General features: G+C 50.0%; 10 protein-coding genes. 6 read left to right on the forward strand and 4 right to left on the reverse strand.

Features of this window, described 5'->3' with window-relative positions:
• Window positions 1-40 precede the first annotated feature (40 nt).
• Window positions 41-1,669 carry an alpha-L-fucosidase gene (locus H164_RS0109225; protein ID WP_025829880.1) on the forward strand — a complete coding sequence of 543 codons (1,629 nt, stop codon included), beginning with the start codon at window positions 41-43 and terminating at the stop codon, window positions 1,667-1,669.
• A 28-nt stretch (window positions 1,670-1,697) separates the two neighbouring features.
• Here the strand turns inward: H164_RS0109225 and ybeY are convergent, their stop codons facing one another.
• From ybeY to H164_RS0109240, 4 genes are all read right to left on the reverse strand, one after another.
• A complete protein-coding gene (gene ybeY / locus H164_RS0109230) occupies window positions 1,698-2,123 on the reverse strand; it encodes an rRNA maturation RNase YbeY (protein WP_025829881.1) in 426 nt (141 codons plus the stop codon).
• Window positions 2,123-2,638 (reverse strand): pantetheine-phosphate adenylyltransferase, encoded by a 516-nt coding sequence (gene coaD, locus H164_RS0109235; protein ID WP_019968351.1) that lies wholly within the window; start codon window positions 2,636-2,638, stop codon window positions 2,123-2,125. Before coaD ends, ybeY begins: the two co-directional genes overlap by 1 nt.
• An 84-nt stretch (window positions 2,639-2,722) precedes the next feature.
• Window positions 2,723-2,881 carry a hypothetical protein gene (locus tag H164_RS15710; RefSeq protein ID WP_155808032.1) on the reverse strand — a complete coding sequence of 53 codons (159 nt, stop codon included), beginning with the start codon at window positions 2,879-2,881 and terminating at the stop codon, window positions 2,723-2,725.
• Window positions 2,882-3,383: 502 nt separating this feature from the next.
• Window positions 3,384-4,886, reverse strand: a complete 1,503-nt coding sequence (locus H164_RS0109240; protein WP_238315154.1) for a sulfatase — start codon at window positions 4,884-4,886, stop codon at window positions 3,384-3,386.
• Between the two features lie 348 nt (window positions 4,887-5,234).
• On the opposite strand from H164_RS0109240, the gene H164_RS0109245 reads away from it, so the two are divergent.
• From H164_RS0109245 to H164_RS15920, 5 genes are all read left to right on the forward strand, one after another.
• A complete protein-coding gene (locus H164_RS0109245; protein ID WP_026356322.1) occupies window positions 5,235-8,414 on the forward strand; it encodes a SusC/RagA family TonB-linked outer membrane protein in 3,180 nt (1,059 codons plus the stop codon).
• 12 nt (window positions 8,415-8,426) lie between these two features.
• The gene (locus H164_RS0109250) at window positions 8,427-10,130 is read left to right on the forward strand and encodes a RagB/SusD family nutrient uptake outer membrane protein (protein WP_019968354.1); all 1,704 of its coding nucleotides are present in this window, start codon (window positions 8,427-8,429) and stop codon (window positions 10,128-10,130) included.
• Window positions 10,131-10,211: 81 nt separating this feature from the next.
• On the forward strand, window positions 10,212-12,143 hold the full coding sequence (locus H164_RS0109255; protein ID WP_019968355.1) for a heparinase II/III family protein: 1,932 nt from the start codon (window positions 10,212-10,214) through the stop codon (window positions 12,141-12,143).
• A gap of 4 nt (window positions 12,144-12,147) precedes the next feature.
• Entirely contained in the window at window positions 12,148-14,232 is a 2,085-nt protein-coding gene (lacZ4, locus tag H164_RS0109260) for a beta-glucuronidase LacZ4 (RefSeq protein WP_081622281.1), read from the forward strand.
• Between the two features lie 758 nt (window positions 14,233-14,990).
• Entirely contained in the window at window positions 14,991-15,188 is a 198-nt protein-coding gene (locus H164_RS15920; protein WP_155808034.1) for a peptidase associated/transthyretin-like domain-containing protein, read from the forward strand.
• Window positions 15,189-15,207: the final 19 nt, after the last annotated feature.

Raw genomic sequence — 15,207 nt, forward strand, 5'->3', positions numbered from 1 at the left:
TTTGCAAGCAGAAACCTATGTCTCAATCAACCAACCTGACATGACAAGAACAACCATGCTCACCTTCTTACTGGCATTGCCACTCGCATTGCCGGCACAAAACAGCTACGACAGTCCGCAAGAAGCCGAAAAGGCCATCACCGTAAGGGTTGACACATCGCGCGAACCCATTCAAAAAGGAAAGTACAAGCCCACATGGGAGTCACTTTCCGACTATGAATGCCCGGCTTGGTTCCGCGATGCAAAGTTCGGCATCTGGGCACATTGGGGCCCGCAATGCCAGCCCGAATACGGCGATTGGTTTGCCCGCAGAATGTATGAGCAGGGCTCTGATGCCTATACCTTCAGCAAAGAGGCCCGCAATCCGCAGAAGGATTTCGGCTTTAAAGACTGGATACGCGAGTGGAAAGCCGAGAGATGGGATCCCGAAAGACTCGTGAAACTGTATCAAGACTGCGGGGCCCGCTACTTCTTCGCACTGGCCAACCACCACGATAACTTTGACCTTTGGGACAGTAAGTACCAACCTTGGAACGCAGTTTCACTCGGACCGCAGAAGAACATCATAGCAGGTTGGGCCGCAGCCTGCCGCAAATTGGGAATGCCTTTGGGCCTCAGTGTGCACGCAGCCCATGCATGGACGTGGTATGAAACAGCCAGAGGAGCCGACACTTCGGGTACTTTCAAGGGGCAACCTTACGACGGCTGCCTGACAAAAGCCGACGGAAAGGGAACATGGTGGGGCGGTCTCGACCCACAAGACCTCTACGAACAACGGCATACACGCAGTAAAAACAACGGCGAATGGGACTGGAATCCGACGCAAGTGACGCTGCCCGACCAAGCTTACTGCGACAGATTCTACAACCGAACCATGGACCTGATTAACAAATACGACCCGTCCGTGGTCTATTTCGACGACACTGTGCTGCCCCTCTATCCCTTTTCCGACGTGGGATTACAGCTCACTGCCCACCTCTATAACAAGAGTATGGCTCGCAACGGGGGCCGAAATGAGGTCGTGGTGACGGGGAAAGTGCTCAAAGAATGGCATAAAAAGGCGCTCATGTGGGACGTGGAACGCGGCACACCCGATCGCATTCAGCCCCAAGCATGGCAGACTTGCACGTGCATTGGCTCGTGGCATTACGACAAACGTCGCTTCTTTGACGGCACTTACAAGACTGCACAAGCTGTCATTCAAACCCTTGTCGACGTTGTAAGTAAGAATGGTAACCTCCTGTTAAGCGTGCCTGTGAAAGGCGATGGCACGATAGATTCGCTCGAATATAAGGTGGTTTGCGAGGTAGGAACATGGCTGAAGGCCAACGGAGAGAGCATCTATGGCACGCGACCTTGGGTCATTTTTGGTGAAGGACCGGCCGTAGATAGCCCCCAACCGCTAAAGGATCAGGGCTTCAATGAGGGAAAAGTAACGTTCACTTCGGCTGATATTCGCTACGTTAGGAAGGGCAAAACGCTCTATGCAACCACCCTCTGTGCGCCGCAACCCGGCTCGATGGTCACGCTGAAAGCCATCAAGAAGGCCCGCCGTGTCAGCCTTTTGGGCCACGGAAAAGTGGCGTTTCGCCAAACCAAACACGGACTTTCCGTCACGCTTCCTGCCACGCTTCCCAATCAAATCGCGCTCGTGATGAAGATAGAATAGGGGACTGCGGAGGCTTTTTGGACCGAAATCAAGCCTCCAAAGCCTTTAACAACGCCAATGCTTTATTCTCATTGGCCTCCATAATCTCGCGTTCTCCCGGTCCCTTGTCATTGATTCCGCAGAGATGGAGCACGCCGTGAATGATGACTCTGTGGAGTTCTTCGTCATAATCCTTGCCGAATTGCGCGGCATTCGTGCGCACAGTGTCGAGGCTTATCACGAGATCTCCGTTGATGGTGTCGCCCTCATCGTAGTCAAAAGTGATGATATCGGTATAGTAATCGTGTCCCAGATAGTTGTTGTTGACCGCTAATATCTTCGCGTCATCAACGAACATGTAACCAATTTCGCCCACCTTCCGACCGTAACTTTCTGCAACGGTTTTGATCCACCGGTTGAGGAGGCGTCGCTTGAGCTTCGGCATTGCGATGCCGTCTGCGTTGTATGTGATCATCATTCAGTTTGTTTAAGCGTCTCATGCCCTCCGAAGCGAGCCTGAGAAGGATTGCCAGAGCAAGGTTGGGGCAGCCATTCTGCCACGTCTTTCCCAAAGAATTGCAGCTCTCTGACCATCGAACTACTGATGCTCGACAGCCTCGGATCGGCAAAAAGCAGCAGGGTTTCGATGCCGCCGAGCTGCTTATTGATGTCGGCTTGCTCGCGTTCATACTCGAAATCCTTGGCAGATCGCACGCCACGAACGATGAACCTCGCCCCTTCTCTGCGTGCCATGTCGATGGTCAAGTCGGCATACGGCCTCACTTCCACGCGCTTTTCGCCCGCGAACACGGCCTTGATAGCCTGCACACGGGCCTCGATTTCCTCGCTCGTATGCTTCAGTTTGCTCACCGCAACGGCTATCACCAGCTTGTCGAACAGCGGCAACACGCGGTCTACAATGTTCTGATGACCAATCGTAAAGGGGTCGAAAGTGCCCGTGAAGAGCCCGATTCTTGTTTCTTTTTCCATCTGCTGCAAAGTTAATATATTCCTTGTTGAAATGCAAATCTTTCTACTTTGAAGTTTGAAGTTTGGGCTTTTGAAATTGAAAGTTTAGCCTTTGAAGTTGCTGATTACCTGCCGGAATGCATGGATTGCGCGCCTTTCCGCCCCCTTCCCCATGCTTTTGGGTTGCGTGATGAACGGACGCACGAGCCGTGCGTCCCTACATGGAAGACGGTCACGGGCATCTTGTATTTCAATCGCAGCCATTTTACCGCGTAATCTCAGCTATATTGCGCGGTGAAGTCAGCCATATTGCACGGTGAAATGGCTGAGATTGAAACGCAAGGTGTAAGTCGTTGGTAATCAATGCGGCCCATGTGGTGAGTTGCTCGAGCGCATGTAGGGATCTTGACTTTGAACTTTGAACATTGAAGTTTGACCTTTATGATTGGCAGACCTTGAACCTTGAACATTGAAGTTTGACCTTTATGATTGGCAGACCTTGAACTTTGAACATTGAAGTTTGACCTTTATGATTAGTCCTATTATGAAGATGATTTGCAGACAAGAGGCATGTAGGGACGCACGGCCCGTGCGTCCGCTCAAAAGGCTACGTGCATTCGCTCCAACAACCGCGCTGTTTGCTTGTTATTCTCCTTGCGCGGACGCACGGATTGCGCCTGCTCGAGGGACGATTACAACAAAAAACGCGTATGGCTTGCGGGAAGCCGGGCGCGTTGTGATGGGGTTTGGGGTGCAGAGCGGCCGTTTATGGCTCGTCGGGCCACGGGCATGGACGGCCCGAACGCTTATCTGATGGGCGTTGTGCGCCCATCTTGCGCAGGTAACGGCCCAATTTCTTCGAGAGTTTTGTCACGAGTGAGGGGCGCGAGGCGGCAAGATCGTGTGCTTCGCCGATGTCGTTCGGAATGTCATAGAGCTCTTTTCGGCGCGTCTTGTAATTGTAGATGAGCTTCCAAGGGCCCTCGCGCAAGGCGCAGTTGAGGCTGATGCCCGGTCCCGTGTTGCCCCAAATGTTGGGATAGTTCCACACGAGTGGGCGGCGCGATGGCTTTTCTTGTCCTTTCAAAAGGGGGACAAAGCTCTTGCCGTCTACCTTCTGTGGCACCTTATAGTGCTTGATTCCTGCCATTTCGAGCAGGGTGGGGAAGAAGTCTTCAATCATAATGTATTGTCCGCACACTGATTTCGGGCACACAACCGACGGCCATCTGACGATCATCGGCTCGCGTATGCCGCCTTCGTACATGGAGCCTTTGCCCGAACGCAGGGGGAAGTTCTGCGTGAAAAGGGGCTCATCGCGCCACTGAGTTCCTGTGGCATAGCCGCCATTGTCGCTCATGAAGATGACGATGGTGCGGCGGCTCTCGTCGTTTTGGTCGAGCCAGTCGAGAATGTCACCGAGGCTCTTGTCCATTCCCTCGACGAGCGAGGCGTAGGCAGCCTCTTTCTCAGAGAGTCCTTTACGCAGGTATTTGGCAAAGTAGCGGGGATCGCGGTCGATGGGAATGTGAACGGCGTAGTGAGACATGTAGAGATAGAACGGTTGGTTGTAGCGTTTGGCCTTGTCGAGCGCCGAGATGGCCTCGCGAGTCAGGGCTTCGGTGAGGAAGACGCCCGTGTTCCAATACTTCTCAAGTCCCGGTATAGCCATCTTATGTTGCTTTTTCGGGTCGGTAGTGTTGCCGAAACAGCGTTCGCTGAGATAGGTGGCTGGCCCTCCACCTGCGTGTCCTGCGATGTTCACCTCAAAGCCCCAGTGCGTAGGATTCTCGCCCGGTGTGTCTTTGGCGCCCCAATGTGCCTTGCCACAGTGTATGGTATGGTAGCCAGACGCTTGCAAAAGGTTGACGAACGAGACGGCTTTGTAGGTGTTTCGGCAGCCATCGACGCGGCTGATACCGTTGTAGTTCCAGTCGGGAAGCGCCAAGCTATCGTCACTAAGGTCAGTAGATTTGTTCTTTTCCAACGTCCAATTGGTCACCCGATGCCTTGCGGCGTTGCTCCCCGTCATCAAACTGCAGCGGCTCGGCGAGCTGATGGGGCAGGCATAAGCCTGTGTGAACATCATGCCTTGGGCCGCCAAGCGTTCCATGTTGGGCGTTTCGTAGCGGTCGTTATAGAAGGTGCGCTGGTTCCAAAAGGGGAGTGACGTGTCTTGCCAGCCCATATCGTCGACCATGAAGAGGATAATGTTGGGGCGTTCTGTGTGGTTGTGCCCCGCTTGTGCGAATGCTGTAGAAGGCAACATCAGGGCCGTGACGGCCATGAAGAGGTTGCCCGGTGGTGTAGGTTGTAGGGGTTTCATAGCGTTTGTGTTGATGATACAGACTACAAAGATATACCTAATAAATCAAGGTTGGTCATACTTGGAGACAATTCGGGACGATTTTGGAAGCAATATGTATGATAATCGAACTTAGCGGGGCGACAGATGCGGGTTGAAGCATGGATATCTGTAAGTTGACAGGGTGAATTTCGGACGATTTTGTACATTTTTTGTACGATATTACCCCTTAAAACGCGATCAGAACGTTATCTTTGCAATCAAAACTGTTGAAAAACAATCGTATTATTAACCTAATACTTATTTTACTTTATGAGAAATAATAGCAATTATGTACCTTGGAGAAAGACTTTTCTCTGTGCACTTGCGCTGACATCTTTGTCGGTTCATGCAGGTATGACGCCGGAAAGGACAGGCGGTACGAGTGTGTTGAAAGCTGCGCCTACGCAAGAAGGCTTTACGGTTTCGGGCAACATATCGGACGCTATGGGGCCGATGATCGGTGCAACCATCAAAGAAAAGGGGACATCTAACGGTACGGTGTCCGACCTTAACGGTCATTTTACGTTGAAAGTGTCGTCGCCCGATGCGGTTCTTATCGTGTCAAGCGTGGGCTATACGACGCAGGAAATCAAACTTCACGCACGCAAGACCGTGGCTGTCACGCTGCAAGAAGACAACAAACTGCTTGGTGAAGTTGTCGTTGTCGGCTATGGTACGCAGAAGAAAGTAAACATGACGGGAGCTGTTTCCGCCATCAATGTGTCGGAATTGGCAGAAAGCCGTCCGTTGACCAATGTTTCTCAGGCCTTGGCGGGCTTGGCATCGGGTGTGTCGGTCACCTCTAACCATAATCAACCCGGTAACGACAACGCTTCCATTCTGGTGCGTGGTCAGGGAACCCTGAACTCTTCGGCCCCATTGATTATCATTGATGGGTCGGAAGCAGGCATCAATACGGTGAATCCGCAGGATATAGAAAGTATTTCAGTGTTAAAAGACGCTGCTTCGGCTGCCATTTACGGTTCGCGTGCGGCTAATGGTGTTATCCTCATCACCACCAAGAGCGGAAAGAGCGGGAAAATCAACGTAGATTATAATGGATATGTGTCGTTTGAGTCTATCCGTAAGACCATGACACCTGTCTCTGACTATGCGCGCTACATGGAGTTGGTGAACGAGGGCTACAGGAACAGCGGCAAGCGGCCTGTTTTCAGCCAGAAAATGATTGACGCATGGCGGAACGACGGCGGGAAAGACCCGTTGAAATATCCTAATACAGACTGGATAGACGAGGCATTTAAGAACTCAGTTTCGACCAATCACGTTGTTTCGATTTCTGGAGGCTCCGATAAGATAAGGTTCTATGGGTCGTTTGGTTACCTGAATAACCCCGGTGTCATGTATAATGCAGGCTTCACGAAGTACAACGGGCGACTCAATCTGAGTGTGGATGTGGCCAAATGGCTTAATGTCGGCTTCCAAATGAGTGGCTATGTGTCAGACATGCAGCCGGGATATAATGAAATGGAAAACGTCTTCAAATATTCTAAAGGTACAACACCCGGTATGGTGTTCCGTGCTCCCGATGGAAGATTCGGTGCTGTGAACAATGAAGAAGATGCTGCACAATGCGCAGTTAATAATCCTGTGATACGTTCCTATTTTTGGGCAGGAATGAATCGCAAGAATAATTTCCATCCGCGCTTCCTTGCCACCATTAAACCTATGAAAGGGCTTTCGTTGGCATTGAGTTATTCGTATGAGATGGTTGACGGAGAAGTGACACGCAAGCCTGTTATACAAGAAGGTTGGAATTTTCTGACCGGGCAGAAGACGTTCTCTTCGAAGAATAAGTTTACTTTCTATCATGGGATTAGTAAGATAGAACGTTATTTCAATGATGCCGTGTTGCGTTATGAGAATAAGTTCTTCAAGAAGAGTCTGGCCATGAACTTCATGTTGGGTGCCAGTCAGGAACTTTATCGGTCGAAGACGCTTGATGTTACCAAGCAGGATATGATAGACCTCAGCATGGATGCCCTCGATGGAGCTATGGGACAAGCCAGCGCAAACGGTGGTAAGACGGAGTGGGCGATGCGTTCTTTCTTCAGCCGACTCAATCTTAACTGGAAAGATCGATATCTGTTGGAGTTCAATCTCAGGGCCGATGGTTCGTCAAGGTTCCGTTCCAATAAGCGTTGGGGATACTTCCCATCGGTTTCGGCAGGCTGGCGTATCGATCAAGAACACTTCATGGAGGGTGCACTCAATGAGCAATTGAGCAACTTAAAACTGCGTGTGTCCTACGGTTCGCTTGGAAATAATTCGGTAGGAAACTATGACTCTCAATCGCTTTACACAAGTAATAAAGGTGCTTTGAACTATGTCTTGGGCAATTCAATGGTGACGGGTATGGCACAGGTTGCTTTGGCCAACGAACAACTCTCATGGGAAACTACGAAAGTATTTGACTTAGGTGTTGACTTTGGCTTCTTCAAAAATCGACTCACTGGAACTATCGATTACTTCAATAAACGTACGACGGACATTCTTATCGATTTACCTGCACCAGCAGTCCATGGTACGGCAAGCCTACCCAAGATGAACAGTGCCACGGTAACCAATCAAGGCTTAGAATTAACCTTGGGCTGGCAAGATAAAGTAAGTGATTTCACTTATGGAGCAACGGCCAACTTTACATTTATCAAGAACAAGGTAAACAAGTTCAAGGGAACGGATAAAGGCGGTATGTCTATTAATGGTGCCAACCTGATTTGGGAAGGGCACAGCATCAATTCTCAGTATCTGTTGCGGGTAGAACGACTGCTTCAGACCGATGAAGATATGAAGCGTGTGCAGGAAATCATCGATAATGCACCCATAGGGAAAGACGGAAATAGAGTCAATCCATTTGCAGCTTTCGGTACACCTAAGAAAGGTGACCTGCTCTACAAGGACGTCAACGGCGACGGAATTATTGACAATAACGATAAGGAAATCGTCAGTGATGGACCGAATCCGAAGTTCATGATGGGCTTGAACCTTAACGCTGGTTGGAAAGGTTTTGATTTTTCAATGCTGATACAAGGTTCATTCGGGGCTAAGGTATATTGGCAAAACGTTGGTTATAACACGCCGACCGTACGTTATGGCTATCAAATTGTCAAGAAGATTGCCGACGGACGTTGGTATGAAGGCCGTACCGATGCTACATATCCTCGACTTGTGGAATATCAAGATAAGCTGAATACCCAGCAGAGTGACTTCTATTTGGAGAATAAGAGCTTTGTAAAAATCCGTAATATCCAGTTGGGATATACATTGCCGAAGGTGCTGACCACAAAATTCCATATCGAAAGAATTCGTTTTTATGGCAGTTTGGAGAACTTCTTCACGTTCACTAAGTACAACGGATTTGACCCCGAAGTCAGTGGTATGGCCTATCCTTCAATGAAACAGGCGGTAATCGGCCTGAATGTATCATTCTAAAAACGCTGTAATATGAAAAAGAAATATATCATACTCGTAGCATTTGCCATGACAATATCCTTGTCGGGATGCTATGATTTGGACCGAGTTCCTGCCGATCAGTTAAGTTCTAAGCAATTCTATAAAAACGAAGAGCATGCCAAGGAGGCCATGATGGCTGTCTATAGTCAGATGCAGAATGATAATGTCTTCGGTCTTCAGTTCTCCATGGACGGTTTGGGAGGTATTGCAATGGGATATGACCCACCTTCTTATCAAACGTTCCAACGTGGCACATATGATGTGAAGAACGATTGGGTATTGAACAAATGGGAAAACCTCTACGAGGGGATTGCACGTGCCAATGGCGTGTTGCAGAATGTAGACCGCTGCCAAATGGCCGACGAACTTAAGGTACAATACAAGGCAGAAGCCAAGTTCATGCGTGCCCTTTATTACTTCACACTGATGGATTTCTTTGGCGGTGTGCCCATTTATGACGAGAGTGTAGTTGTTAGCAAAAGCTACAGTGATATGAAAAATGCGCGTGAGCCGATTGAAAAAGTACGTGAATTCGTGCTGAAAGACCTTGCCGAGGCGATTGATAAACTGCCCGAAGCATGGGATAAGACCAACTACGGACGCGCCACAAAGTATGCTGCGATTGCATTGACGGGCAAAGTTTATCTCTATGCCAAGGAATATCAGAAGGCTTTGGATAGCTTTAAGCAAGTCGTTGCTTCGGGAAAATACGCGCTTTATAACGATTATGCCGGTCTTTTCAAACCCGGTGGGGACGAGAGTTCCGAGATGATTTTCGCCATACAGAACATGGGTGGCGTCGGAACAGACCATGGAATGCCGATGAATTTCTACATGGGAACACGCGAATCTTATGGCAGTTGTTGGAATAACGTGATGGTTTCGCCTTACTTTGTCGATACTTATGAGTATAAAGACGGTCGTCCGTTCGATTGGGATGATTGGTTCCCGGGCATCAAAACCGACAATGATATCAAGGTGAGGACGTTCCGTGCGACCCTTGCAGAGGGTAAGGTGACAGCCTATCCGGCAGGGAAAGCCAAGTTGTTGCAGATGTATCAGCAACGCGACCCACGTATGAACATGACCGTTATCCTGCCTTATACACGCTACAACGGCTGGTATGCCAACGCTCCGGAAGACTGCGAGTTTGTCATTGCACCGTCTATCACAAGTGGAAATGGCTACATTCGTGTCAATGGAAACTACGAAACCTATCTTTGGCGCAAGTTTGTTGCTGAGGGAAACATGGGCGGTGCCATCAATAACAAGGAACACACGCCGATCAACTTCCCGCTGATCAGATATGCAGACGTGCTGTTGATGATGGCCGAATGCCAGAATGAGTTGGGCAATCAGAGTGCAGCTGTGGCACTGATCAACCAAGTCAGGGCACGTAAAGGCGTTGAAATGCCGGGCATTAACAGTGGTCCGAGCTATCTGAAAGCCACTACCAAGGCCGAAGTTTTCGAAAGAATCCGACACGAAAGAGCTGTGGAGCTGGCAGGAGAAGGCTGGAGTTTCAGTGATATGAAGCGCTGGAACCTACTCGAAACACTTGATAAACGCAAGGAAAGTGATATCACTGGGAAGTTCCGTTACACACGTTCAGTAAAGAAACGTGACTATCTTTGGCCGATACCGGCAGACGAGATAGAGAAGAACAAAGCCCTCATTCAAAATCCGGATTGGTAGTTTTAGGTTATATATAAACATGGATTATATTTCCCGAGAGATGTGAATCTGTGCGGGATTTAGCTTTTTAAAATCAAAACGATGAAGAAAACAGTCTTCACAATATGTCTGCTTTTCATGGTTCTCTTGTCATCTTGGGGCTATGAACAGCGGAATTTGTTGCAAAATGCTGCTTCTGAAGCCCTGATACGTAACTCACTTGTTATGAAACAAGCATGGGTTCCGTTCCCGAAATACACTGACCGTGCAGACTGGGATCAGCTTTTCGGAAAGGAAAAAGAAGCTATCATAGAGGCCGGTTCGAAGTTTCTTGACTATCACTGGCAGGTTATCCGGGCGACCGATTATTTGGAATATGAACGCTCGGGCAGCCGAAACTCCATGCAAGACACCTATAATCAAAACATCAAAGTCTTTAGTCATTTGCTTGTAGCCGAGCTTGCCGAGGGCAAGGGACGCTTCATAGACGACCTGATAAACGGTGTCATGTTCTTCTGCGAGATGACTTCGTGGGCAGAGTCGGCCCATCTTTTCGGCGCTCAAAAGAGCAAACGGGCCATGCCTGATTACAGAGAGGACATTCTTGAGCTGCGCCAAGGAGACGTTTCCCAAATGCTTGCGTGGACCTACTACTTCTTGAAGAAACCGTTTGATAAGATTGATCCGATGATTACCTCTCGGTTGCGTTACGAGTTGCAGAAGCGAGAACTTACGCCTTTCCTCAAGCGTAACGATTTTTGGTGGATGGCAAGGAACTACAAGCAGGATGGATTGCTCAACAACTGGACACCGTGGTGCAACGCCAATGCCTTGCTTTGCTTCATGTTGCTGGAAGACAACCCCGACGTACTGGCCAAGGCTGTTTATCTGTCCATGCAATCCGTCGATCAATACCTGAACTACGTGAAAGGCGATGGTGCCTGCGAAGAAGGACCAACCTATTGGGGCCATGCGGTCGGTAAACTTTATGAGTATCTTACGGCTTTATCACTGATTACCGGCGACAAAGTCAATATCTTCCACAGTCCGTTGATCAAGAAGATGGGCGAATATATCACGGCTTCGTATATCGGAGACGAATGGGTTGTCAACTTTGCCGATGCTTCGGCAAAGGCCGGAGAACTCAATACGATGCTTATTTATAGATATGGTGTGTCGGTAAACAGTCCGACAATGCGTGGCATGGCAGTCATGCGGGCTAAGGCTCACCCACTGACACGGCCTTGGACTTGGCTGGACCTGTATCAGGAGCTCGGCAATCTCACCTATCGCCCGCTCTTGGATAGCGATGTTGCTTCCTATCAGCCAGAGAACTTCGTGTGGTATCCTGAAACCCAATTCTGCTATATGCGAAACGGTCACATGTTCCTTGCTGCCAAAGGTGGTCACAACAATGAAAGTCACAACCACAACGACGTGGGAAGCTTTATTCTTGCCATCGACAATCTGCCCGTTATGATTGATATTGGTGTGGGAACCTATACGCGGAAGACGTTCAGCCGCGAGCGTTATTCGATTTGGACCATGCAAAGTAACTATCACAATCTGCCAATAATCAATGGGCAGCCTGAGGTCTTCGGGGCATCTTATAAGGCTGGCAAGGTGAGTGTCGACAAGAAGCAGTGCCTTTTCACGGCCGACATCGCGCAAGCCTACCCTGCAGGGGCGGCGATAGACTCTTGGCTGCGTTCTTATCAACTGAAAAATAACAGCCTGATTGTCACTGATGACTTTACGTTAAAGGAGAAAAAGGCTGCCAATCAGCTCAATTTTATGACGTGGGGTGAGGTGGATACGAGCAAAAAAGGACGCATTCGTATTCGCGTGAACGGCGTGAGTGCCGTGCTGAATTATGATGATGCCACGTTCACTCCGGCCATCGAGAAAATCGATTTGACCGACCCTCGCTTGTCAAAGGTGTGGGGCGACGCCGTCTACCGCATCACCCTCACGGCCAAAGAACAGACACTGAAGGGCACATATCGCTGCACCATCAGTCGGGAAAACCATTAATACGATGATCATGTCTACTTATCACAAATTCAATCATGGCAGAAGTCCATCGCTACAGCGCTGGCTTCTGCTCTTTTCATTATTGTTTTGCGGCCTTATAGCACAGGCCGAACGAACCCTTATCCCTATCAATGACAACTGGAAGTTCCGCTTTTCGCACGAAGTTCACAAGGAAAGCGGACAGCAAGTCAGCCTTCCACACACGTGGAATGCCATGGATGCACTCAGCGGAAAGCCCGACTATAAACGCGGAATAGGCAACTATAGCCGTTCGTTCCGCGTGCCCATGGCGTGGAAAGGCAGGCGTATCTTCATCCGATTTGAGGGAGCCAATGCCGTTACCGACCTCTTTTTGAATGGCAAACACGTGGGAGAACATCGCGGAGGATACGGCGCTTTCATCTTCGAACTGACCGACCTTGTGACCTATGGTGCCGAAAACAAGCTGCTTGTTCGGGTCAACAACGCCGAGCAATTGGACGTGATGCCGCTCGTGGGTGACTTCAATTTCTATGGCGGAATATACAGAGAGGTGGCCTTGATGCTCACCAATGACGTGTGTATCTCGCCACTCGACTACGCTTCGCCGGGCGTTTACCTGCGTCAGACGAAGGTCGATGACCGGCAAGCCGACGTACATACCGACATTATGTTGGCCAACCGCACCGACAAGACGCAGGAGATCAGCGTCACAGTAGAGGCTTTCTCCGGCGAAAAGGCCGTGGCAAAGCAACAGAAAACCGTGAAGGTTAGTGCGCATGCCACCCTGCAGAAACTCACGATTCCATTCACCATCCTTCAGCCTCACCTTTGGAACGGCACGCAAGACCCCTATATATATAAGGTGAAAGTGTGCGTGTGGCAAGGTAAGACGCTGCTCGACGAAGTGGAACAGCCCTTGGGCTTGCGCTCGTTCCATGTCGATCCGGCCCGCGGTTTCTTCCTCAATGGCCGTCACCTGCCGTTGCATGGTGTCTGTAGGCATCAGGAACGGGCCCTCGTGGGCAATGCCCTCACACCGCAAGACATCGAGGAAGACGTGCGGTTGATGCGCGAAATGGGCGTCAATGCTGTGCGGTTGGCCCACTATCCGCAGTCGGCTTATACCTACGAACAAATGGACCGGGCCGGCATAGTCACTTGGGCTGAGATACCATTTGTGGGCCCCGGAGGCTATGCCGACAAGGGATTTGTCGATAGCGAGGCCTTCCGTGCGAACGGAAAGCAGCAACTTCGCGAGCTAATCCGGCAGCATTTCAATCACCCGAGCATCTGTTTCTGGGGACTGTTCAACGAACTTAAGTACGACGGTGACAACCCCGTTGACTACATCAAAGAGCTGAATAATATTGCACATGCAGAGGACAACACGCGCCTGACCACCTGTGCAAGCAATCAAGATGGCGACATGAACTTCATAACCGACGTGATGGCGTGGAACCGTTACGATGGTTGGTATGGCTCAACGCCCTCGACTTTGGCCACGTTCCTCGACAAAATGCATGCCGAACACCCCCAATTGCGCATCGCATTGAGCGAATATGGCGCGGGAGCATCGGTCAGACAGCAGCAGGATTCGCTGCGTCAACCCCGGCCGAACAGCTGGTGGCACCCCGAAAACTGGCAGACGTTCTATCACATTCGCAACTGGGATATCATCTCACATCGCCCATATCTGTGGGGTTCTTTCGTGTGGAACATGTTCGATTTCGGCGCAGCTCACCGCACAGAAGGCGATCGTCCGGGCATCAACGACAAGGGATTGGTGACGCACGACCGCCATATCAAGAAAGATGCTTATTATTTCTACAAGGCCAATTGGACCACCGAACCGATGGTTTTCATTGCCGGAAAGCGTTGCACCCGGCACGAAAAGGCCGAAACGGAGGTGTGGGTGTTCTCGAATTGCAGCGAGGTTGCCCTCTCACTCAACGGTAAACCGATAGCCTCTCTCGCCCCGAACGACATCTCGCTCTGCACGTTCCGCGTCACGCTTCAGCCCGGATTGAACCGCCTTGTGGCCACAGCCGTGAAGGAAGGCAAGCGTGTCGAAGATGTATGCGAGGTGGAATTGGCAGACCGTCCTTAAGCCTTTGTACCAAATTATTGCAACAACTTGATACATTTGCTTTGTTTATTGGCGGGCAACTCCTGAACCTTCAGGCCCATTCCAGCCCTCCCAAGAGGCTTCTCCGGCCTCTTCAAAAGAGGGCATAGTTAACCTGTCGATAGAAAACGGGTAAACACGTTGATTGTCGATGCGAATGTAGGGATCTTGGCTTTGAACTTTGACCATTGAACTTTGACCTTTAGGATTCGTCTTATTATTAAGATGGATTGCTGACAAGAGGCATGTAGGGACGCACGGTTCGTGCGTCCGCTCAACCAACCATGCATATATGTTTTCAATTCTAATGGAGCGGACGCACGAACCGTGCGTCCCTACATGCCTGTCGTGGGCGGATTGATGCGTAAAATGATGGAAGGGACAAGCTACTCCTATACATGCTGATTATCAACGGCTTATACCTTTCGTTTCCATCTCAGCCATTTTAGCGTCTAATATGGGCCATTTTGCACGACAATATGGCTGATATTGTGTGGCGAAATGGCTAGAATAGCAATACCGTTTCATAGGGATTGCACAGCTTGATGAACTGGACTGTGATGCGTCGGAGGTTTGGTTTCGTTACTTTATTGGGGTGTTTCTTGTGCGTTTCACTGATTTTTGTTACTTTTGCATATCAAATCGTAACTCGCGATGGTCGTGTTCCCCTCGTAAACGAGGGAGGCTACGAGGGAGCGGAGGCCGCTGTGCATCGCAGAAGAGACATAATGAAGATGCAGATGAATAGAATAACGTGTTTATGGCTGTGCTTGTTTGCAGGCATGACGGCCCATGTCGAAGCCGACGCAGCAGTAAGCAAGCTGCAAGAAACGGTGCAACAGGCTGATAACGAAGTGGCAGGACAGGTGCTCGATGAGGCCGGTCAGCCGCTTCCGGGCGTCACCATACGTATCGATGGTACCAAGAATGGGGCGTAGCCAGCGACTATGATGGCCG

Source organism: Segatella maculosa DSM 19339 = JCM 15638, assembly GCF_000382385.1.
GTDB lineage: Bacteria > Bacteroidota > Bacteroidia > Bacteroidales > Bacteroidaceae > Prevotella > Prevotella maculosa.

What these genes read in the sequence shown, in the direction of transcription:
- H164_RS0109225 (WP_025829880.1), top strand. Translation starts at nt 41, where the DNA reads ATGACAAGAACAACCATGCTCACCTTCTTACTGGCATTGCCACTCGCA.
- ybeY (WP_025829881.1), bottom strand. Translation starts at nt 2,123, where the DNA reads ATGATCACATACAACGCAGACGGCATCGCAATGCCGAAGCTCAAGCGA.
- coaD (WP_019968351.1), bottom strand. Translation starts at nt 2,638, where the DNA reads ATGGAAAAAGAAACAAGAATCGGGCTCTTCACGGGCACTTTCGACCCC.
- H164_RS15710 (WP_155808032.1), bottom strand. Translation starts at nt 2,881, where the DNA reads ATGGCTGCGATTGAAATACAAGATGCCCGTGACCGTCTTCCATGTAGG.
- H164_RS0109240 (WP_238315154.1), bottom strand. Translation starts at nt 4,886, where the DNA reads ATGTTGCCTTCTACAGCATTCGCACAAGCGGGGCACAACCACACAGAA.
- H164_RS0109245 (WP_026356322.1), top strand. Translation starts at nt 5,235, where the DNA reads ATGAGAAATAATAGCAATTATGTACCTTGGAGAAAGACTTTTCTCTGT.
- H164_RS0109250 (WP_019968354.1), top strand. Translation starts at nt 8,427, where the DNA reads ATGAAAAAGAAATATATCATACTCGTAGCATTTGCCATGACAATATCC.
- H164_RS0109255 (WP_019968355.1), top strand. Translation starts at nt 10,212, where the DNA reads ATGAAGAAAACAGTCTTCACAATATGTCTGCTTTTCATGGTTCTCTTG.
- lacZ4 (WP_081622281.1), top strand. Translation starts at nt 12,148, where the DNA reads ATGATCATGTCTACTTATCACAAATTCAATCATGGCAGAAGTCCATCG.
- H164_RS15920 (WP_155808034.1), top strand. Translation starts at nt 14,991, where the DNA reads ATGAATAGAATAACGTGTTTATGGCTGTGCTTGTTTGCAGGCATGACG.